Source organism: Dokdonia sp. R78006 (genome assembly GCF_042466145.1).
In the GTDB taxonomy this organism is placed as follows: domain Bacteria; phylum Bacteroidota; class Bacteroidia; order Flavobacteriales; family Flavobacteriaceae; genus Dokdonia.
Genome location: NZ_JAXHBU010000001.1, coordinates 2,514,674 through 2,537,672 on the forward strand (window position 1 = coordinate 2,514,674; position 22,999 = coordinate 2,537,672).

The 22,999-nt window shown below is 36.4% G+C and carries 14 protein-coding genes; 9 read left to right on the plus strand and 5 right to left on the minus strand.

The window, feature by feature from the left end; translation table 11 throughout:
* Positions 1-299: 299 nt before the first annotated feature.
* From SJY37_RS11225 to SJY37_RS11240, 4 genes are all read left to right on the plus strand, one after another.
* Positions 300-2,696, plus strand: a complete 2,397-nt coding sequence (locus tag SJY37_RS11225) for a zinc-dependent metalloprotease (protein WP_298324316.1) — start codon at positions 300-302, stop codon at positions 2,694-2,696.
* A gap of 84 nt (positions 2,697-2,780) precedes the next feature.
* Positions 2,781-3,809 (plus strand): low specificity L-threonine aldolase, encoded by a 1,029-nt coding sequence (locus SJY37_RS11230; protein WP_298324319.1) that lies wholly within the window; start codon positions 2,781-2,783, stop codon positions 3,807-3,809.
* A gap of 192 nt (positions 3,810-4,001) precedes the next feature.
* Positions 4,002-5,108 carry an OmpA family protein gene (locus tag SJY37_RS11235; RefSeq protein WP_298324322.1) on the plus strand — a complete coding sequence of 369 codons (1,107 nt, stop codon included), beginning with the start codon at positions 4,002-4,004 and terminating at the stop codon, positions 5,106-5,108.
* Between the two features lie 110 nt (positions 5,109-5,218).
* On the plus strand, positions 5,219-6,994 hold the full coding sequence (locus SJY37_RS11240) for a T9SS type A sorting domain-containing protein (protein WP_298324325.1): 1,776 nt from the start codon (positions 5,219-5,221) through the stop codon (positions 6,992-6,994).
* 1 nt (position 6,995) lies between these two features.
* Here the strand turns inward: SJY37_RS11240 and SJY37_RS11245 are convergent, their stop codons facing one another.
* Complete coding sequence (locus SJY37_RS11245) at positions 6,996-7,319, minus strand: YbaB/EbfC family nucleoid-associated protein (protein WP_108878597.1); 324 nt, start codon at positions 7,317-7,319, stop codon at positions 6,996-6,998.
* A gap of 121 nt (positions 7,320-7,440) precedes the next feature.
* Between SJY37_RS11245 and SJY37_RS11250 the strand changes: the two genes are divergently transcribed.
* The 3 genes from SJY37_RS11250 (at position 7,441) to SJY37_RS11260 (ending at position 12,073) form a co-directional block, all read left to right on the plus strand.
* On the plus strand, positions 7,441-9,501 hold the full coding sequence (locus SJY37_RS11250; RefSeq protein ID WP_298324330.1) for a S9 family peptidase: 2,061 nt from the start codon (positions 7,441-7,443) through the stop codon (positions 9,499-9,501).
* A 133-nt stretch (positions 9,502-9,634) separates the two neighbouring features.
* A complete protein-coding gene (locus tag SJY37_RS11255; protein WP_298324332.1) occupies positions 9,635-10,675 on the plus strand; it encodes a PLP-dependent cysteine synthase family protein in 1,041 nt (346 codons plus the stop codon).
* 138 nt (positions 10,676-10,813) lie between these two features.
* Positions 10,814-12,073 (plus strand): aminotransferase class I/II-fold pyridoxal phosphate-dependent enzyme, encoded by a 1,260-nt coding sequence (locus SJY37_RS11260; protein ID WP_013752424.1) that lies wholly within the window; start codon positions 10,814-10,816, stop codon positions 12,071-12,073.
* A 75-nt stretch (positions 12,074-12,148) separates the two neighbouring features.
* Here SJY37_RS11260 and SJY37_RS11265 read toward each other — a convergent pair whose 3' ends face one another.
* The 3 genes from SJY37_RS11265 to SJY37_RS11275 form a co-directional block, all read right to left on the minus strand.
* Positions 12,149-13,036 (minus strand): mechanosensitive ion channel family protein, encoded by an 888-nt coding sequence (locus SJY37_RS11265; protein WP_298324337.1) that lies wholly within the window; start codon positions 13,034-13,036, stop codon positions 12,149-12,151.
* 161 nt (positions 13,037-13,197) lie between these two features.
* A complete protein-coding gene (locus tag SJY37_RS11270; RefSeq protein ID WP_298324339.1) occupies positions 13,198-14,253 on the minus strand; it encodes an endonuclease/exonuclease/phosphatase family protein in 1,056 nt (351 codons plus the stop codon).
* Between the two features lie 67 nt (positions 14,254-14,320).
* A complete protein-coding gene (locus tag SJY37_RS11275) occupies positions 14,321-15,457 on the minus strand; it encodes a TlpA disulfide reductase family protein (RefSeq protein ID WP_298324342.1) in 1,137 nt (378 codons plus the stop codon).
* A gap of 81 nt (positions 15,458-15,538) precedes the next feature.
* Between SJY37_RS11275 and SJY37_RS11280 the strand changes: the two genes are divergently transcribed.
* Positions 15,539-17,926: a GAF domain-containing protein gene (locus SJY37_RS11280; protein WP_298324345.1), complete on the plus strand. Its 2,388-nt coding sequence runs from the start codon at positions 15,539-15,541 to the stop codon at positions 17,924-17,926.
* Positions 17,927-17,970: 44 nt separating this feature from the next.
* Here the strand turns inward: SJY37_RS11280 and SJY37_RS11285 are convergent, their stop codons facing one another.
* Positions 17,971-19,212, minus strand: a complete 1,242-nt coding sequence (locus SJY37_RS11285) for a Pycsar system effector family protein (RefSeq protein ID WP_298324348.1) — start codon at positions 19,210-19,212, stop codon at positions 17,971-17,973.
* Positions 19,213-19,260: 48 nt separating this feature from the next.
* Here SJY37_RS11285 and SJY37_RS11290 point away from each other — a divergent pair, with 48 nt between their 5' ends.
* A complete protein-coding gene (locus tag SJY37_RS11290; RefSeq protein ID WP_379953068.1) occupies positions 19,261-22,983 on the plus strand; it encodes a metallophosphoesterase in 3,723 nt (1,240 codons plus the stop codon).
* Positions 22,984-22,999 lie beyond the last annotated feature (16 nt).

A 22,999-nucleotide genomic window follows, 5' to 3' on the forward strand; every position in this document is an offset into this window, starting at 1 on the left:
TGAACGCATGAGTCCTATTTGGCGATAGGCTTTCCATATATAAAGAGCATCCCTTGGGGTGCTCTTTTTTGTTTGGAGCATGTGGTCATTGTGTAACCGCACACTAAGTTTCCCGCTTTCTGTTGCAATTCCTCGCGCCGGCTGCGCCAGGCAGCTGTGGGATTTACACGGCAATCGGGGCTAGCTTGGAGTGTATTGTGTGTCTCTACTATATTCAGCCCGATGATATTAGCTATTTTGATATTTGGATTTAATTTTTTGAGCTAAACACGTATCTTAGACAACCTTAACAGCAATCCATGAAAAAATATCTAATTCTCACCGTTACCTTGCTTGTCGCAAGCTCTGCGTTCGCACAATTTTTAGAAACAAAAAAAGACCTCGTTACAGAAAAGGGTTTCTTTACCCTTCACTATGACGAAAGCGAGGATAAAGTATATGTAGAGGTAGATAAGCTGGATGAGGAGTTTTTATATGTTCACTCTCTTCGCACAGGTTTAGGAAGTAATGATATCGGGATAGATAGAGGTCAACTAGGAGGAACTGCGGTTGTAAAGTTTCAAAAGGCGGGTAATAAATTAATATTAGTCCAGCCTAATTTAAAGTACCGAGCAAATACGGATAATGCCTTAGAGCGTAAATCTATAGAGGAAGCATTTGCAAAGTCGGTGCTATTTGGGTTTCCTATTAAGGAAACAAAAGGAGGGAAGTACCTCATTGATTTCACACCATTTTTACTAGAAGACACTCATGGAGTAGTAGCTAGACTAAAACGAAGCAAGGAAGGAACCTATAAACTAGATAAAACTAGAAGTGCTATGTATATGGAGCGCACAAAAGCATTTCCAGAAAATACAGAGTTTGAAGCGCTGCTTACGTTTAAGGGAACTCCTACTGGTAGAAACATAAGAAGTGTAGCTCCAGATGCGAGTGCACTCACAGTGGTACAACATTACTCTTTTGTAAAATTACCAGATGATAATTATACACCTAGACGTTTTGATCCAAGAGCTGGAAATATCTCGACTACATATCTAGATTATGCAACACCTATACAAGAGCCTATTGTAAAACGTTATGCAAATCGTCACCGTTTAGAAAAGAAAAACCCAACGGCAGCAGTAAGTGAGGCGGTGGAGCCTATCATATATTATCTAGACCCAGGTACTCCAGAACCTGTTCGTTCTGCACTATTAGAAGGAGCTAGCTGGTGGAATCAGGCATATGAAGCTGCTGGTTTTAAAGATGCTTTTCAAGTAAAAATGTTACCCGAAAATGCAGATCCTATGGACGTGCGATATAACGTGATACAGTGGGTACATCGCAGTACAAGAGGGTGGAGTTATGGAGCAAGTGTTACAGATCCTCGTACAGGTGAGATTATCAAAGGTCATGTAAGTTTGGGTAGTCTGCGTATTCGTCAAGATTTCCTTATTGCTCAAGCGCTTATGAATAAACCTTTTGCCGAAAGAGATGATAATTATAAGCCAATGCTAGAAATGGCACTAGCTAGAATACGCCAACTAAGCGCTCACGAGGTGGGACATACCATAGGTTTTGCTCATAATTTTGCTGCCAGCACAGAAAATAGAGCAAGTGTGATGGATTATCCTCATCCTACGCTTACATGGGCTGGTGATGAAGTAGACTTTTCTAATGCCTATGCCACTGGAATAGGAGCTTGGGATAAAGTAACTGTTAACTATAGCTACGGAGTGGCACCTCAAGGAACATCAGAAGAGGTCTTTCTTGATAATATACTTACTACCGCAGAAAAGGCCGGATTACGATATATTACAGATAGCGATGCAAGAGCTCAAGGAGGAGCACATTATAAGGCACACCTATGGGACAATGGAACAGATGCGGCAGATGAGTTAGAGAAAATGCTCGTTCTTAGAAAAGGTGCAATTTCAAACTTTTCTATAGATAATATCCGTACAAACGAGCCATACTCAATGCTTGAAGATGTTTTTGTCCCTTTATATTTCTATCACAGATATCAAACCGAAGGGGCAGTAAAGATGATAGGAGGTCTTGATTATAATTATGCTGTAAAAGGAGATAGTAATCTCAAAGTAACAGAAACACTTGCTCCTAAAGAGCAGGAGAGAGCTTTAAAAAGTGTTTTAAAAACACTTACTGCTAGCGAACTAGCAATTCCCAAAGATAAATTGGCTTTATTTCCACCTAGAGCGCAGGGGTATTATCGCTCTAGAGAAAGTTTCAAAAGTAATGATGGAGTAGCATTTGATGCACTAGGCGCAGCGGCAACAGCTAGTGATATGACATTAAGCTTGCTATTACATCCAGAACGAGCAAACAGGCTAGTACAACAGAAGGCTTTAGATAATAAGCAAACGGGGTTAGAAGGTATGCTAGATACTTTGGTTGAGACTACACTTTTTTCAAAAGAATCAGATAGTTACCGCAAGGAGGTACAGCAAACTATAAATTACAATGTATTGAAGCACCTAATGAACCTTGCAAATCATACAAAGGCAATACCTCAAACTAAGGCTTTTGCAAAAGCACAGTTAAAAGAGGTGATGGCAAATCTTGGTTCTAAAACTTCTGATGCTAATGCAGCATTTATGGTCGATGAGATTAAAGACTTTTTAAAATCACCAGAGAAGTTTAAAGTACTTCCATCACCTAAGATTCCTGATGGATCCCCGATAGGGTGTTTTGAGTAACATTTTCGCGAAAGCGTATACATTTTTAAACCAATCATAGTGGAGATAAACCAATGGTCTCCATAATTAATACTTATATTTTTGATGAAAATAGATTTACGTTCTGATACAATTACAAAGCCTACGCCTGAAATGCTTGATTATATGATGCGTGCAGAAGTAGGTGATGATGTTTATAAGGAGGATCCTACTGTAAATGAGCTTGAACAGCGCATTGCAGAGATGTTTGGGATGGATAGTGCACTTTATTTTCCTACAGGAAGTATGACTAATCAAGCTGCCATAAAAATTCACACCCAACCTGGTGAACAACTCATCGCAGATAAGTATGCACACGTTTATAATTATGAGGGTGGAGGTGTATCTTTTAATAGTGGAGTGTCATGTAAACTTATAGATGGTAATCGTGGTTTAATAACTGCAGCGCAGGTAGAAGAATCAATAAATCCACCAGATTTTTATCATAGTCCGCTCTCAACCTTGGTATGTCTAGAAAACACTACAAATAAAGGAGGAGGTGCTTGTTATGATCTAGATGAGATTGTGAAAATAAAAGAGGTTTGTGATACACATGGATTAGGGTTACACCTAGATGGTGCACGTTTATGGAATGCACTTGTAGCAACTGGTCAAACAGCTAGTTCTTATGGTGAATTGTTTGATACCATCTCTGTATGTTTATCAAAGGGACTGGGAGCTCCTATGGGTTCTGTTTTAGTAGGTAAGCAGCAGTTTATGAACAAGGCAATGCGCGTGCGTAAAGTGCTAGGGGGAGGAATGAGGCAAGTGGGCTTTATGGCAGCTGCTGGATTGTATGGACTAGATCATAATATTGAAAGAATGAGTGATGATCACGCTAAGGCAAAAGAAATTGCAGGGTTACTTGAATCGCTTTCATATGTTAAATCTGTAGAGAAAACAGAGACCAATATTTTAATTTTCAATCTAAAAGAAACGACCGATGAAGCTGCTTTTGTTAGTTATCTTTTTGATAATGATGTAATTATAAGTGACATGGGGCAGGGTAAGTTGAGGATTGTAACTCATTATGACTACAGTAATGCGTCTCACAAGCTTGTTTTAGACGTTTTGAAGAAATTTGAGAGTGTCTAGTTTTTGAGGATTTATGCATTAATATCATAACAATTACTAAGTTTCATTTTATTCATGTATTTCATCGATAAAAGATGTGATTTCGTCAGAAATAAAAATTCTTAAAAAAAAGTTAATGCATTTGTTAAGGAAAGCTCTTATTTTTGTACTTTGAAATTGAAATTCACAACAATTACTTTTAAAATCAACATTATGAAGAAAATTTTATTTTTATGTGCCTTTGTAGGTTTTGCATTTGCAAATGTGCAAGCACAAGATTTACCAACAAACCCTGAGCCAGGAAAGTGTTACGTACGTTGTACTACTCCTGATATCTATGAGACTCAAAGTGTTCAAATCCAAAAGACTCCTGCTTACAAGGTTCTTAAGGTAGTACCTGCTCAATACGATACAGTAACTGAGCGTGTTATGGTAAAAGAAGCTTCTAAGCGTCTTCGAGTAATTCCAGCTACTTACAAAACTGAAACAGTAACTTATGTAAAAAGTACTTCAGGTTCTTCTTTAAGAATTGTTCCTGCATCTTTTTCTAACGATACTGAAACTATTGAAGTAAAATCTGCATATGCGCAGTGGGAATTAGGTGCTCCAGCTCCTGATTGTGCTTCTTCTAACCCTGACGATTGTCGTTACTGGTGTTACAAAGGATACCCAGCAGAATATACTACGGTATCTAAGCGTACTTTAGCTTCTGACGCTGCTGTTCAATCTACTCCAGGAGGTTCTGCAAACGGAACTTATACTGTAAGAGTAATTGATCAACCAGCACGTGTTGTTGATGAAGAAATCCCAGCTGAATTTGCAACTATTACTAAAACTGTAATGGTTAAAGATGCAACTACAACAGAAGATGTTGTTGCTGCTACTTTCTCTACTGTTTCTAAAGAAGTTCTTAAGCAAAAAGGTGGTCTTACTACTTGGAGAGAAGTTGAGTGTGCTCTTGTTGAGTACCAAGCACTTCCTATCAACTGGAATACTAACTCTGCTACATTAACTCCTGCTGCTAAAAGCATCATTGACACACGTCTTATGCCATTATTAGCTCAAAACCCAGGTGTAAAATTAGAGATTGCTTCACATACTGATTCTAGAGGAGCTTCTGCTTCTAACCAAGATCTTTCTGAGCGTCGTGCACAATCTGTTGCAAACTACCTTATTTCTAAAGGAGTAAACAACAGCTTACTTGTTGCAAACGGTTTCGGAGAAAACAAACTTAAGAATCGTTGTGCAGATGGTGTTTCTTGTACTGAGCGTCAGCATGCTGACAACCGTCGTACTGAATTCCGTCTTATCAATAACTAAGACTCTATAAAACATTAGCTAACCAGCCCAATGTTAAAGCGCCTTCGAAAGAAGGCGCTTTTTTTTGTTTATCATTTTTCTTTTGTGGCATTTCTATTAAGTTTACAGTTATGAATGATTACTACCTCAATTCTTTATTAATAGCGCTATTGTTTGTAATGCCGTTTAGTGCTCAGGCACAATTTTTTCAATCAACACAACAGAATGTATTTATACCGTTACAAAATTCTCAATCATCCGTAGGAGACTACGATAGGGACGGGGATATGGATATTGTAGTTATGGGAATTGATAACTCAGCTGGAAGTCAATATCGAATTATATTATATAATAATGATGGTCAAGGGATTTTTCAAGAATTTGAAATTATATTTACTGAGCAGTTTACTAATGGAGATATAGCATTTGTTAATATAGATAGAGATGATGATCTTGATATATTTATAACAGGTTTATCAAATAATGGAGAAGCTAAGACATTATTTTTCGTTAATGACGGAGCTACTTTTATCCAAGATGATTATTTATTTAATAATACAATAACTAACGGACAATTTGCTTGGGGTGATCTCAATAATGATAAATATGCAGATCTATTATTATTTGGAGAGGTAGATGCAGTAATTGAAGAAGCTTATTTATTCAAGGGTTCACGAGATGGCACCTTTGAGAGTATTACACATGATTTTTTACCATCATTTCAGGGAGTTACAGCTTTTGCTGATTTTGACCGTGATGGAGACCTTGATGTTGCTACGTCTGGAGCGTCAGTTGATGCAGCAAACTATCCATTATATGTCTACGAAAATTTAGGTGATTTTAACTTTCAAATCGCAGCGCAACTTGAAGGCTTCTCTAACGGCTCAATGAAATTAAGGGATATTAACGAAGATAGTTTTGTAGATATCATTAAGACAGGGTCCCTGAATACTAATAGTGAGTCAAGTTCTAAGGTCTATTTAAATAATGCCAATTTTGATTTTATATTAGCAGAGAATATTAATCTTACGGGAGTAGGAGATGAGTCCAACTTATTAGTAGCAGATTTCACAGGAAATGGTAGCTTAGATTTGTTAAATATAGGTAGAGTTCCTCCATTTACACAGGTTTTATTTTATAATGAATTATTAGAAAATGACGGCGACTTTACATTTGTTGAAAACACAAATACGGGATTACCATTAACATCTTATAATGAAATGGAAGTTGCAGATTTTGACTTAGATGGTGATTTAGACCTATTTGTAGTTAATTCTCAAGAAAGTGATATTTACTTTAATACACAGGCAACTCCGAACGAGATGCCTAGTTCGCCACCGGTTTTAGAAAGTGCTGTAGCTGGAAGTACAGTGTTATTATCATGGGAAGCTGGAACAGATACGAAAACAGCCGTTGATAATTTAAGCTATAATCTTTATATAGGCACTGAGCCCAATACAAGTAATATACTAAGTCCTAATGCGAATATTGAAACGGGTTTAAGATATACCGTAGAATTAGGGAATAATCAGTATAACACAAGTTATAATCTAGTTGATTTTGAGATAGGAACATATTATTGGGCTGTGCAGACTATTGATAATCAATACATCGGTTCGCCATTTTCACAAGAACAATCTTTTGAGATTAAAACTCTAGGTTTAAATGACGATACAACATCGCTAGTTATGGTCGCAAATGATTCTGGTAATAGTCAATGGAAAGTAAACGCTTCATCACATATTGAGATAATCTCGCTGTATACTTTGAGTGGACAATCCATAAATCAATACAGACCTAACGCCATTGATTTTACAATAGACTATTCAGAATTATCTAGTGGTATTTACATCTTAAGCTTGAAAACCGAAAACGGTTTCCAAGCTTTTAAGGTAATAAAGAATTAATTTACTTAAACATATCCATACCAGGTATGTTAGGCATACCTTCTTTGGCAACTGCTGCCATTTCTGTATCGTGGATGTTTTGTGCTTTCTCTAGCGCTTTATTAAGCGTTAAGATTAAATAATCTTCTAGTTGCTCTTTATCTTCAAGTAGACTATCATCAAGGGAAATTTCCTTTAAGCGCCCGCTTGCAGTTACTGTAAGTTTTAATAAATTATCAGATGACGACTCATCTACAAGTACTGTTTTAAGACGTTCTTTTGTTTCTTCTGCTTTTACTTTTGCTTCCTGGAGTTTACCCATTAAGCCCATCATATCTCCAAACATAGTTTTGTGTTTTGTATTAAGAAGACAAAGTTATTAAATGATTATGAAGCTATTTACAAGAACGGAAAATAGTTAAGCCTGTGCGTTGTATTTTTGTGAGCATTTTATAAAATAAATTACTTTGACAAAGCACATATTACCTCCAGTAGCCAAAAAGATTTCAGTACAATTAGAGAAGCATGGAGATATCCGTACTGATGACTATTTCTGGATGAAAGAGCGCGATGCTCCTGAGGTTCTTGATTATTTAAATCAAGAGAATGAATATTATCATAAACTGACAGCGCATACAAAGGATTTTCAGAAATCACTTTTCGAAGAAATGAAAGGTCGTATTAAGGAAGATGATTCCTCAGTACCTTATAAGCATAATGGTTTCTGGTATTATCGTCGTTTTGAGACTGGAAAAGACTATCCGCTATATTGTAGAAAAGAAGCTACCTTAGATAGTGAAGAAATTATAGTTTTTGACAATAATAAAATGGCAGAGGGGCATACTTATTTTAGTCAGGCTAGTTATGCCGTATCTGAGGATAATATGATTGCTGCTTTTGGAATTGATACCGTAAGTAGGAGGCAATATACAATAAGGTTTAAAAATCTCAAGACTGGAGAAATTTACCCAGCTGAAATCAAAAATACTACTGGTGGTGCCGTTTGGTCTAACGATAATAAAACAGTTTATTACTCTCGAAAAGACGAAGAAACCCTACGATCTAATCAAATATTTAAACACACCCTAGGAACAGATCCAAGTCAAGACGAACTTGTTTATCAAGAAAATGATGAGACATTCTATACCTATGTTTTCAAGTCAAAGTCTAAGGACTACATCATGATAGGTTCTGACAGCACGATGACGAGCGAATTTCGTTTTGCATCTGCTGCAAAGGGTACTACAGATTTTAAAGTTTTTCAAGAACGTACAAGAGGGCTGGAGTATGCAGTATCTCATTATGACGATTCTTTTTATATACAGACTAATAAAGATAAGGCGACCAACTTTAAACTCATGAAAACGCCAGTATCTGCTACTGGAATGGAAAATTGGGTAGATATTATCCCTCATCGAGATGATACCTTGCTAGAAGATGTAGAGATTTTTAAGGATTTTCTTGTGGTAAGTGAGCGTAGCAATGGGTTGAATAAAATACACATCAAGCGATGGGATAATTCAGAAAGCTATTATTTGCCGTTTGATAATGAAACATACGACGCTTATCCTACCACAAATATCGATTTTGACACTCAGATTTTACGATATGCTTATAATGCTCTAAATACGCCAGCATCTGTCATAGATTTTGATATGGTCACCCAGGAAAAAGTGGTCCTTAAAGAGCAAGAAGTATTAGGCGGAAACTTTTATAAAGATAATTATAACATGGAGCGCATCTGGGCAACTGCTCAAGATGGAGTTAAGGTTCCAGTATCTATAATCTACCACAAAGACACACAACTAGATGGTACAGCTCCTTTGTTACAGTATGCCTATGGAAGTTACGGTAGTACTACAGATCCTTCTTTCTCAACAATAAGATTATCTCTTTTAGATCGTGGTTTTATTTATGCCATCGCACACGTAAGAGGAGGTGAGTATTTAGGAAGAAAGTGGTATGAGGATGGAAAGTTGCTCAAGAAAAGAAATACGTTCACAGATTTTATTGATGTTTCAAAACATTTGATAAGTAACTCTTACACTTCGGCTAGTCATTTATATGCTTACGGAGGTTCGGCAGGAGGATTATTGATGGGTGCAATTGTAAACATGGCGCCAGAGCTTTATAGTGGAATTATTGCGGCCGTACCTTTTGTAGACGTGGTGACAACCATGCTTGACGACACCATTCCGCTTACCACAGGTGAGTATGATGAGTGGGGCAACCCTAATGAAAAGGAGTCCTATGAGTATATGAAGAGCTACAGTCCTTATGATAACGCTTTCGCGAAAGCGTACCCAAATATATTTGTTACCACAGGATACCATGATAGTCAAGTGCAATATTGGGAACCTGCAAAATGGGTAGCAAGACTAAGAGAAATGAATCAAGCTGATACAAAAATCATGTTTCATTGCAACATGGATGCAGGCCATGGTGGTGCTTCTGGACGTTTTGAAGCATTAAAAGAAATCGCCGAAGATTATGCGTTCTTACTTGATTTAGAGTCTATTAATCGGTAAACGGGTAAAACGCTGTTTATAACTGCATGATATTGAACTAGGGTAGAGGAAACACGTTCCATATTTTTGTGTTACTTTTGCTCTGTTTTGCATGTCTCTTTTTTAGGATTGTGCAGCGCTTTAACCAAGATATATGAATAAGGATTTAAACGTGTATGATAACGTGTTACAACTAGTAGGTAACACACCACTCATCAAGTTAAATAAAATTACAGAAGGTTTTGAAGGTCAGTTTTACGCAAAGGTAGAGGCTTTTAATCCGGGACACTCATCAAAAGATCGTATCGCTCTTCACATTATAGAAGAGGCAGAACGTACAGGAGTTCTTAAACCTGGTGATACTATTATTGAAACTACATCTGGAAACACTGGATTTAGTATCGCAATGGTAAGTATCATTAAGGGGTATGAATGTATTCTTGCAGTAAGCTCAAAATCATCACCAGATAAGATTGATGCTTTAAAAGCGATGGGAGCAAAGGTGTATGTATGCCCTGCAAATGTAAAGGCAGATGACCCTAGATCTTATTATAGTGTTGCAAAGCGTTTACATGAGGAAACTAAGGGCTCTGTATACATCAATCAGTATTTTAATGAGTTAAATATAGATGCTCATTTTAATACGACAGGACCAGAAATCTGGAATCAAACAGAAGGTAACATTACTCACTTAATTGCTTGTAGTGGAACTGGAGGTACTATATCTGGTACTGCACGTTTTTTAAAGCAACAAAACCCAGAAATAAAAATTATAGGTATAGATGCTTATGGATCTGTGATTCAAAAGTATCATCAAACCCGTGAGTTTGACGCAGCAGAAATCTATCCATATCGTATAGAAGGACTAGGGAAAAACTTAATACCCTCTGCAACAGATTTTGATGCAATAGATAAGTTTGAAAAAGTAAGTGATCAAGAGAGTGCTCACAGTGCGAGAGAGATTGCTACTACAGAAGGTCTTTTTGTAGGATATACAAGTGGTGCTGCTATTCAAGGAGTAAAACAACTTGCTGCGCAAGGAGAGTTTGATGAGAATAGTAAGGTGGTGGTTATTTTTCCAGATCACGGAAGTCGCTATATGAGTAAAGTATTTTCTGATAAGTGGATGAATGATCAAGGTTTTTTTGATAGTCAAAACGAAGAGACTGTAGCAACTATAGAATACATCAAATAAACGTCTAAAATATTACGTATATTTAAGCTCCTACCTATGTAGGAGCTTTTTGATTTTTGGCATCATATTACAATTGTTTTTGTATTTGTTCAAAATATCAAAAATGTGTACTTTTGCACCTGTTTTCAAAACAAGTATATGAGAGATTTATTTGATAAAATTTACAAGGATAAGGGGCCATTAGGTAAATGGGCTTCAGTGGCAGAGGGATACTTTGTTTTTCCTAAACTAGAAGGACCTATTTCTAACCGAATGAAGTTCCAAGGAAAGGAAGTAATTACATGGAGTGTAAATGATTATTTAGGTCTTGCAAATCGTCCAGAAATACGTGAGGTAGATGCGCAAGCAGCAGCAGATTATGGTGCGGCTTACCCTATGGGTGCTCGTATGATGTCTGGTCATACTTCATTGCATGAACAATTACAAAATGAGTGTGCGGAGTTTGTACAAAAAGAAGCTGCCTATCTTTTAAACTTTGGATACCAAGGTATCATGTCTACTATTGATGCACTAGTAGGTAAAGATGATATTATCGTATATGACGTAGATACTCACGCTTGTATTATAGATGGTGTTCGTTTGCATATGGGTAAACGTTTTACCTACAAGCATAACGATATGGCAAGTATCGAAAAGAATCTTGAGCGTGCTACCAAAATGGCAGAGCAAACAGGAGGAGGAATCCTCGTGATTTCTGAAGGTGTTTTTGGAATGCGCGGAGAACAAGGGAAGCTTAAAGAAATAGTAGCTCTTAAGAAAAAATTTAACTTCCGTTTACTTGTTGATGATGCACATGGTTTTGGAACTTTAGGAGCAACGGGAGCAGGAGCAGGAGAAGAACAAGGAGTACAAGATGACATTGATGTGTATTTTGCAACATTTGCAAAGTCTATGGCATCTACAGGAGCTTTTATTGCGGGAGATCAAGAAATCATTGATTACTTAAAATATAACCTAAGATCACAAATGTTTGCAAAGTCATTGCAAATGCAACTTGTGGTGGGAGCACTTAAACGTCTTGATATGTTACGCACAATGCCAGAACTTCGTGAGAAGTTATGGGAGAATGTAAATGCACTTCAAGGAGGATTAAAAGATAGAGGTTTTGATATAGGGACTACACAGTCATGTGTAACTCCTGTATACCTCAAAGGAAGCGTACCAGAAGCAATGGCGCTTGTAAAAGATCTACGTGAGAACCATGGTGTATTTTGTTCTATCGTAGTGTATCCAGTGATTCCTAAAGGACTTATTTTACTTAGAATGATACCTACAGCGTCACATACACTTACAGATGTAGAAGAGACTCTAAATGCCTTTGAAGCAATTCGTGAGCGATTAGATAATGGAACTTATAAAAGACTTTCTGCTAAAGTAGCAGAAGCTTTTGGAGCATAAAACTCCACTATATACTTTAAAAAATAAGCCGTTACTTTTAAAAAGTAACGGCTTATTTTTTACACTATTTAAAATCTATTCTTGACTATCATTAGATGAAGCCATTTGCAATTGATTATCAAATTGTAATGTTCTAATAGGGAATGGAATATTAACATCATTGGCATCAAAAGCTTTCTTTATAGCTAGCATTCCTTGATGCTTGGCAGTTAGTTTTTGCTTGCCATTTATACAATCTACCCAGTATCTACATATAAAGTCAATTGAACTTCCTCCAAAGGCAGTGTAGAAAAATTCTACCTCCTCCTTATCACCTTCTTGAGGAAATTTACTTGAGATGGTATCCTTAGTTAGTTTTTCTACCATTTCCAAGTCAGACTCATAACCTACACCACATTCTATAATGATACGCATACGATCTGTAACCGAATAATTTTTCATCGGGTTATCAGTAATGGTTTTATTTGGTATTACAACAATATTATTATCTGGCTCTCTTATACTAAAGTTGTTAAGCTTAATATCCTCTATAAAACCTACATATCCACTAGTTTCTATCCAGTCTCCTATATTAACTCTTTTTCTAAAAGATAATATGATACCTGCAATTCCATTTGCTAGGGCACCCTGTAAGGCCAGACCTATAACAAGACCAGAAACTCCTGCTCCAGCAATTAAGGTATTTAATGTTTTGTCTAAATTTAATACACCTAAGGCGAGAAATATACCTACAAGTACTACAAATACAGCTAGTGCTCTACCTATGAGTTTTGTGATAGATTGTTGTGGTACGTATCGCTTTACAATCTTTTGAGAGTATTTATTTACAAATCTGGATACGAAGTAAGCAATTAGTAAAACTAGAAGAGCGACTCCTAAGTTTGGTAAGTTTCTTATAAAAGCTTCAACCCATCCCCAGAGTTTTTCTGAGAGATTATTTAATGATTCAGTAATCTTATCCATGTCTTTTTTTTAGTTGGATTTCAATTTACTTCTGCTTGTTGGCGTTCACAAGGGCTTTAACCATCATTAACGCCTGTAGTAAGGTATTTTGAGTAAATATTAAGAAGTAATGTGGGAATGTTACGCTTTCGCGAAAGCGTGAAAAAATAATAATCCTCCGCTTAATGATTTTGTGAAGCTCTAGCCGAAAGAATCCCATCGCCTATTATCTCCTGAATATTTTCCTTGTCCTCTGTAGTGATTTTAGGATTTGCAACATCAATATTTACCATAGGAAATGCTATGTTATAGTACATAGCAAAATGATCTGAACCAAAATATGCCAGTCTTTTCATGTTTGTTACATGAAGATCTTTTGAATAAAATAAATGGTCAAGAGGGAATCTGAGTAACCAGTAATTTGCATGAAAGGATGGATAGAGACCACGACCTACGCGCGGATCTAGATACCCTGTGATTTTGCTAAAAAGTCTAGAAGTCTTAGACCACACCACATCATTGAGATCGCCGCAAACTACGGTTGCGTCCTTAGACTCTCTACATTGCTTACCTACGAGCATCAACTCGGCATCACGTTCTTTTGAAGTTTCGTTTTCTGATGGACTAGGAGGAGCAGGGTGTATTGCTATAAGATTAAAAGGCTGGTCTGCATATGTTATCTCACAATGTATGGATGGAATGTCCTTTTCTACAAGATATTTTATCTCTGATGATTGAAACGGAATTTTTGAGTACACATGCATTCCATAAAAATTATCCAGTGTAGCTTTTACGGTGTGAGTATACTCTGGAAAAGCTTGAGATATTGCTTTATCCCACTTTTGATCAGACTCCATGGTGATAAATATATGAGGATTGCTTTCCTTTATGATAGTTATAAATTTATCGTAGTTCGTGTTAGTCTGCAATACATTTGCGGTAACGAGTGTGAGCTGTTCTTTATGGAACTCTGCCTTAGGCTTGCGTCTGTGATAAAAAGGTGTGTAAGGTCTAATGAGCCATAATTGAAATAAAAGTACCGCTATCATCACAGCGATAAATACTATGTGTGTCACAGTGAAGACCTCCCAAGATATAAATGCAACTCCTAATAAAAGTAGCTGAATAACTACTGTTTGAATTCTCACAAAATCAAAAAAGCGTATGCTCCAGTGTGTCGCCGGAAGCAAGGGGAGTAGTGGCCCTATGATAAATATTGAGAATAGTATTAGTAACATTATAGTAAATGTAAAAAAGCATCGCGATAGGAGCGATGCTTTTTAGAATTGTTTGTGAAGAATAAACCTAAATTTCTCCTAGGAGCTCTTTCATTTTCGCTCCTAGTGCAGGACCTCTTAGATCTTTTGCTATAATAACGCCATTTTCATCTAGTAAAAATGTCGCAGGTATTGCTCGTACTCCATAACTTCTAGGGATAGGATCTTGCCAAAACTGTAAGTTTGAAACATGATACCAGTCCATTTTATCTTTTTCTATGGCTTGTAGCCATCTTTCTTTTTGGTCTGGTCTATCAAGAGATACACTTATAATATTAAGACCTTTATCATGATATTGATTATACACATTTACAACATTAGGATTTTCCATACGGCAAGGGCGACACCATGAAGCCCAAAAGTCAATGATGGTGTATTTACCTAAAGTCTCTGAAAGTGAAAGTTCTTTACCTTCTGGAGTTTTTGCGGTAAACTCAGGAGCTTTATTTCCTATACTGGCAAGTCCGCTAGCGATACGTTGTGACTTGAGTTGTGCGATATAGTTTTCTACACTTTCTCCCACAGTAGAGTTTTGAATATCCTCAGAAAGACTATTATAATATGCTTCGGACTCTTCAATTTTCAAGACTTTCTCATTTATTAAGTCAGATAGTGCAATTACGGAGACCATTTTGTCAGTATTTTTCTCAACTACTGCTTTTTTATCGGTAATAAATTGCGTGTCCATGGCTGCTATTTGGTCACGGATAATGTTTACCTTAATTCCATCTGTTTCTCTCTGTGCCTTTTGCATCTCTTGAATGAGCTTTTGTCTCTTTTTATTAGTCTGCATAGCAGTCCTACGGTAATTATTAAACAACTCATTTTCTATACTACCTGTGACTAAAGAGCTAGATAAGCTATCTTTGTACAGAGTTAGATTAAGTGGTTGCTCATCTTTTACTAGCAAAAGTTGGCTAGTAGCTGTAGCTTCACTTAGTATTAATAAACCAGTACCTTCTGTTATAGCTTTTGTAAAAGTAAATTTACCAGCATTTACAACGGCAGTGTCTAAGGGAATACGTTTATTATTAGGCCCTAATTCCTCTAAGATAAGTGACGTACCATCAGCCATACCAGCAGCGGTACCTTTTATAGGAGTACTATTATTATCTCCACAGGAGAATAAAGAGAATAAAATTACAAGAATTAGTAATTGTTTCATGAGATCATATTTTTATTATAACAAAAATAAGGTTTACAGTTATTAATAAAGAAGAGAAGAGGAGTTTTGAAGACCCATTTTATGAAAAGCGGAGTACATTTTAAAGATCAAGAGTTTCCACTAGAATTACATTTTAGTGTAGGGAAATTAGTGAGTCATTATAAAAACAATCTTACTTCAGATAATTTAAGATTAAAAAGACGTGCAACAGAAATAATGGAAATTATTTCTGACTATCCAGAATTAGAATCAGGAATAAATAATCTAGATACTATAGGGAGCTATAAGAATCAAATTGATGATCTTCTTAGTGAGCTATTTCCAGAAGTACTGCAGCAAAATGAAATAAAAATTGCATCTATGCCTTTTCAAGAGGCTGTGCTACAATCTACGCAGAGGTATGATAACATACTTCTCAATGCAGGTGATAATTTTATTCCAGAAATAAAGAATTTTAATGCAGACCATTACTACCTCATGGGATGTAGCATTATCCTAATGCAGTATTATGGTTTTAAAATAGACTTTAGACGTCCATTTTATTATGAAATTCCTGACGGTTTGGGAATGACACGTTTTTATAGAATGCTCTATAATGGGGATTATATAGATATAGAACGTAAGGAAGGAACACCTCAAATAACAGAAGAAGAAGTAAACGTACTGCTAGATAATTTTGATAATATAGAGATGTGGAAAGAAAAATTTCCTCCGCACAGTTATATTTTCAAAGGCTTTGTGATAGCAAATTTATATGATGCCACTACCGAAGTTTCAATATCAGATTTTAAGTCTGGCTTACTTCGTTATGAAGATGAGGACATAAACTTTACACATGACTTCCATAGAATTTTTCAAGCCATATTTGACCTTCCAGAATTACAAATAGGTTTTTCTAATTATAATAAGGAAGACGAGGCCTTTGAGCTTGTGCCATTTAAGGATATAAGTAGTTATCTCTTATATGGTGATACAGAAGCTTCTTGTAATACGATACTTTGTAAAGGATCTTATGACGCGGTATTTAATACTGGAGACTACTTTGCGGTTTCAGATATTGCAAAACATCATAAAAGCGATAAGAGTATAAAGATGTATCAAAATCTTTATGACCAGGGGATAAAGAGTGTTATTCTAGCCCCAATACGTCACAAAGGTGTTTTATTAGGTATTCTAGAGCTAGCCTCTCCTAATAAAGGAGCGCTTAATAGTATAAATGCAAATAAGCTTGCAGACATAATGCCATATCTTATTGATGCTGTATTACGTAACAAGGAGCAACAAGAAAATGAAATAGACCTAATTATTCAAAATGAATGTACATCTATTCATAAAAGTGTGTACTGGAAATTTGAAAAGGAAGCAAAACGATATTTAAGATTACAGATAGAAGGGGATAATAACGTTCAATATAGGGATGTTGTATTTAAAGATGTTTATCCATTATTTGGACAGATTGATATTAAAGGATCTTCAGAGTCTCGTAATGCTGCGACTCAAAAAGATATCTTATTACAGTTACATAATGCCATTGCGATATTAGAAGCGGCCAAGACTAATGAAAGTCTACCTATCTATGAGCAACTTATTTTCAATCTTAATATATTTTTAGAAAAAACAGAAGAGAAGCTAGAGGTAGATAGTGAGCGTAAGATTTTAAATTTCTTGAGTGAGAATATCAGGCCATTATTTACGCACTTGCTTAAAAAAAGTGACGAACTCAATGAGTTGATTACAGCATACAGAAGCCAGATAGAAGATAGTCTGGGTCTCGTATATCGCCATCGTAAGTTTTATGATGAATCTGTAATGCTATTAAATAAGCGTCTAGCGTCTGTACTACAGCGCAAGCAAAAAGAGGCGCAGATGATGTATCCCCACTTTTTTGAACTTTTTAAAACAGACGGAGTAGAGCATAATATGTATGTAGGTGAGTCTATAACAAAGCATAATAGCTTTAATAAGATTTATCTCTACAACTTAAGGTTGTGGCAACTACAAGTAATGTGCGAGATGGAAAACGAGCATTTCTCGCTTGCGCAAAAAATGGATCATCCACTTGAGGTAGCCTCTATGATTCTAGTGTTTAATACATCATTATCTGTACGATACCGTATGGATGAGAAAAGATTTGATGTAGATGGAACTTATAACGCTCGCTATGAAGTTGTAAAGAAGCGTGTAGATAAGGCTTTCATAAAAGGAACTACAGAACGTATAACACAAGCTGGAAAAATCACTATAGTCTACTCACAAGAAGCAGATGAGCAAGAGTATCTCAGATACATTAACTTCTTACAGTTAAAGAATCACTTAGGTAATGAAGTAGAAATTCTTGAGCTAGAAGACTTACAAGCTGTTACCGGATTAAAGGCTATTCGTGTGAATGTATTATATAAAAAAGTAATAGGTAAAGAGACAAAAGAATTTTACACCTATGAAGATCTCATTGAGGAAATAAAAAATTAAGAAAGCATAAAAAAACGGGTTCTGTAAAGAACCCGTTTTGCTTTTTATAATAGTGTTGTCACCATATTAGTGAGGCTCTCTACATCCTCCATGACTTCTACTGCTTGATCTCTGTAAGCAAAGAACACAGCAAACGTTAGTACAGATATAATGATACCCACCATAAAAATATTATAGGTTATTCTTAAGAGCTTATATTTTCTGTCGAGTACAACTCCTAGAAAATATAAATCTTTAGTAAGGGCAGAGTAGATATAATCTTTGTCTTGAAGCATTTCTCCTATTGCCCATTCATAATCTTCAAGTTTCATTTTATGAAAATTACCAAAAAACAATAGGTTCACCTTTTTCAATTTTACATCCTCTCTATCAAACTCACCTCTCGTTACATTAGGTCGTGTAGCAATGATTGACATAATCATCGATATCATGGCAAAAAGTACAAATACCGCCGTTGGATAGATAAGGTGAGCATTACTAGGAGACTCTAGTTTTGGAATCAGGTTTGCAAGAGCAAGAGAAATCACAATCGCATTTACAGAAAGCAATATGTTTGCCTTAGTATCTGCAATATCACTTAATTTAATATGGTTGCGTAGCGCGATGCGATACATAGACTGGATCCCTTTTTCTGGGCTAGCATCTTTGAGTTGTACTTTTAGTTTTTCCTTTTTACGTGCCTTTTTAGCTTTCTTTCTTGCTTTGGTAAGATCGTTTAGATTATTATCTTTTTTTGGTTTCCAGTTTTCTTGGGCATAGTGCGTGTAATAGCGATGCTTTATCGTAAACATCTCAATATTTGCCTTATTCCACTCCTCCGTGGTAAACTCTTTAATACCTTTTATTTTTAATTCTTGACGTAGATACTCACTAGCCTCAGGAAAATAATCCTTAGCAAAATGTGAGGCATCTGCGTCTCTTAAAACTTGTTCTAGGTATGTTTGTGGTTCTACACGCATATCTGTAGCGAGAATCACTTTTTTCACCTCTTCTATAATAGAAGCCTCAACGCCCTGTTCTTTCAAAAACGTTTCAGCCATTTCTGCACTGCGTGCTTCGTGATTATCGGTTCCATCTACATATCCTATGTCATGTAGTAGTGCGCTAAGCTGTAAGATGAGCTTTTCTTCATCTTTAAGACTTTCTTCACTATTATCAATTATTTCTTGGGTACTTTTAAGTACTCGTTTGGTATGGACATAGTTATGATATATACATGTCTTAGGTAGTTCATTATCAAATAGTTCAGAAATAAATCTATCTGTCTTTTCTAGTAGTTCAGTCATAGTTACTATAAGCCTGTTAGACCTCTAATGTACATTAAAAACAAGGACATGAACAAATATTACCGTTTTCTTAACTTCTCAGTGGCCATTTTGCTTAGTAGTTGTGCGACTTATTCTCCTAAATATGCAGATGAGTCAAGCGAGCCTTCTCGTTTTGATAATAGTTCGCTTTCGCGAAAGCGTATACATAAAACCTTCTACCTCATAGGCGATGCAGGAGGAGATAAAGATGGTGGTAGCACCTATGCTCTTGACGCATTTAAGAAAGTGATAGACACGGCACAGACAGACAATGACTATGCAATCTTTTTAGGTGACAATATTTATGATGCGGGACTTCCATCAAAAAAACATCCAGAAAGAGCCGAAGCTGAGCGCAGATTAGACATACAGGTAGCAGCAGTCGAAAATTTTAAGGGTAAAACTATTTTTATTCCTGGGAACCATGATTGGTATGCAGATGGCGTAGAAGGTGTAAAGCGTCAAGAGAAGTATATAGAAGATGCGCTAGATGATAAGGAGGCATTTCAACCTGAAAACGGATGTCCTATTGAAATGAAAAGCATAAGCGACTCTGTAGAATTGATGATCATTGACACGCAGTGGTATCTAGAAGACTGGGACAAGCATCCTACAATAAATGATAATTGCGATATTAGAAATAGAACTGATTTATTTTTAGAAATAGAAAATGAGTTCAAAAAGAATAACGAAAAGACAATACTTGTAGCAATGCACCACCCTATGTATACAAATGGGATTCATGGTGGTAAATATGGTATAAGAAAGCAGTTATATCCTACACAAAGCAATCTGCCGCTTCCAGTACTTGCCTCTCTAGTTACCCAAGTAAGATCACAAGGTGGAGTGTCAATTCAAGATCGCTATAACAAGCAATATAATGAGTTAATGCAACGCATCTCTGTACTTGCGAGAGATACAGATAAAGTGATTTTTGCATCAGGTCACGAGCACAGTATACAGTATATAGAGCATGATGGTATAAAACAGATTGTGAGTGGAGCAGGAGCAAAGAACTCTGCAGCAGCTTTAGGAGACGATGGTTTGTTTTCTTACGGAGGTCAAGGATTTGCTATTCTGGACGTATATGAAGATGAGTCTTCATCTGTAAGATTTTATGCAGCAAATCAAGGAGAACCTACTTTACTTTATACAAAGGAAATTTTTGCTCCTCGAAAAGAAGTAAATTTAGACTCGCTACCAGAGATATATCCAGAGACTGTAATGGCTACGGTGTATGCTCAGAATAATACAGATGTGTCAGATGTACATGAGTCACTATGGGGAGATCATTATAGAGCTGTTTACGGAACTCCAGTAACGGCTAAAGTTGCTACGCTAGATACACTCATGGGCGGATTTACAGTTGACCGTAAGGGTGGTGGTCACCAGACAAGATCATTACGATTAAAAGATAAAGACGGAAGAGCTTATAATTTAAGAGCAGTGAGAAAAAGCGCCGTGCAGTTCTTGCAAAGTGTTGCTTTTAAAGAGGTTTTTGTTCAAGAAGAATTCAGAGATACATTTACAGAGGATTTAATCTTAGATTTCTATACATCTGCACATCCATATGCTTCTCTTGCTGTGGCAGAGCTGTCTGATGCGGTGGGTATTTATCACACAAACCCTAGCTTAATTTATGTTCCAAAACATGATGCATTAGGTAAGTATAATGCAGATTACGGGAATGAATTATATATTATAGAAGAACGCCCAGACGAAGATTTTCTAGATGTTCCTTCTTTTGGAAATCCTGATAGTATTGATAGTACAGATGATCTTTATGAAAACTTACGTAAGGATGAGAAGTATCAAGTAGATGAAGACTCCTATTTACGAGCACGTATTTTTGATATGCTTATAGGTGACTGGGATCGTCATGCAGACCAGTGGAGATGGGCACGTTTTGATAGTGATGGAAAGAAAATATACAAGCCTATTCCAAGAGATAGAGATCAGGTTTTTTCAAAATTTGATGGTGCTATTTTAGGATTACTCAAAACATTAATTCCAGCGTCTAGACAGTTTCAAAATTATGATGGAGATCTAGAAAATGTAAAGTGGATTAACGAGGCAGGTATAAAAATGGATAGAGCGCTTACCAAGAATTCTGTAAAGAAGGACTGGATAGCACAAGCTCAATACATTCAAGATAATCTTAGTGATGAAGATATCGCTAGAGCATTTACAAAACTACCTCTCGAAGTGCAAGACGTAGGTGTAGATGAGATTAAGAAAAGCCTTAAAGAACGAAGAGGTAATATCGTTGACATCGCAGGTGAATATTATGATTATCTGGCTTCGCTAGTAGTACTTACTGGAACAGATAAGGATGATCATTTTGAAATTACTCGTAATGATAAGGAGACTAGAGTCCAGATATCGAGGATTAAAGATGGCGATGTTCAAACTCCTTTTGTAGATCGTATTATAAACTCAGATGAGACTGGCGAGATATGGATTTACGGTCTTGATGATGATGATAGCTTTAAAGTAAGTGGAGAAGGAAAGTCGCCTATTAGAATGAAAATTGTAGGAGGACAAAACAACGATATCTATGAGATAAAAGACGGTCGTCGCCTCAAGGTTTATGAGCATAAGACGCTTCCTAATACGATAAAAGAAAAAGGAGGAGCAAGTTTTAAAATGTCAAATATCTATTCCTTTAACACTTATGATCCTTTAAAGAAAAAGAGTTACGCAAATAATATTTTACCAGCCATAGGTTTTAATCCTGATGATGGTTTCTTGATAGGAATAAATGATGTGTTTACTACTAACGGTTTTAAGAATGATCCTTTTAGCAGCAAGCATGTTCTTAATGGTACCTACTCATTTGCAACAGAATCACTCAGCTTAAAATATGAAGGAAATTTTGCAAACGCCTTTGGACAGTGGAATTTATTGATAGGAGGGAAGTTTACAAATGAAGCATTTTCTCGTAACTTCTTTGGTTTTGGTAACGAGACTGTAAATAACGATGATGATTTAGGGCTTGACTTTAATAGAGTTCGTAATGGAGAAGTAGGCGCTCATATAGGAGTAGAGAGTGATAATACCTTTGGTAGTAGATTGCGATTTGTATTTAATTATGAGCGTATTGAAATTGAACCTACAGGTGGCCGAGTGATTGATGACGCTAGCTTATTTACACCAGATCGCAGTAATTTCTTTGGAGGGCAATCTTTTATAGGTGTAGAGGGAGCTTATACTTATGTAAGTGCAGATAACCAAGCTAACCCTACGAGAGGGATGGATTTTGCAACAGTAATAGGTGCAAAGCGCAACATAAGCGATGGTAGTAGAATGTATGCATATGTAAATCCTAAATTAGGTTTCTACAATGCACTATCTAAAAACAGAAAACTAGTCCTCAAAACACTTGTGCAAGCTCAAGTGCTTATAGGTGATGACTATGAGTTCTACCAAGCCGCATCTTTAGGTGCAAATTCTGGTTTGAGAGGATATAGATTCAATAGATTTACAGGAGAATCAGCCCTAGCTGGTTCGGCAGATTTGAGATATAGTTTCAATAGATTTTCTACAGGATTGATTCCTATCCAGATAGGTGTTTTTGGAGGAGGAGATGTAGGTCGTGTATGGCTTGATGGAGAGGATAGTGAGAAATGGCACAATGACTTTGGTGGAGGTTTCTGGTTAAATATGATAGATACTGTATCTGGTCAAATAGGTGCATTTTCTGGTGAAGATGGTATGAGAATCGATTTTAGATTTGGTGTAAGACTGTAATGATCTTTTATAGAGA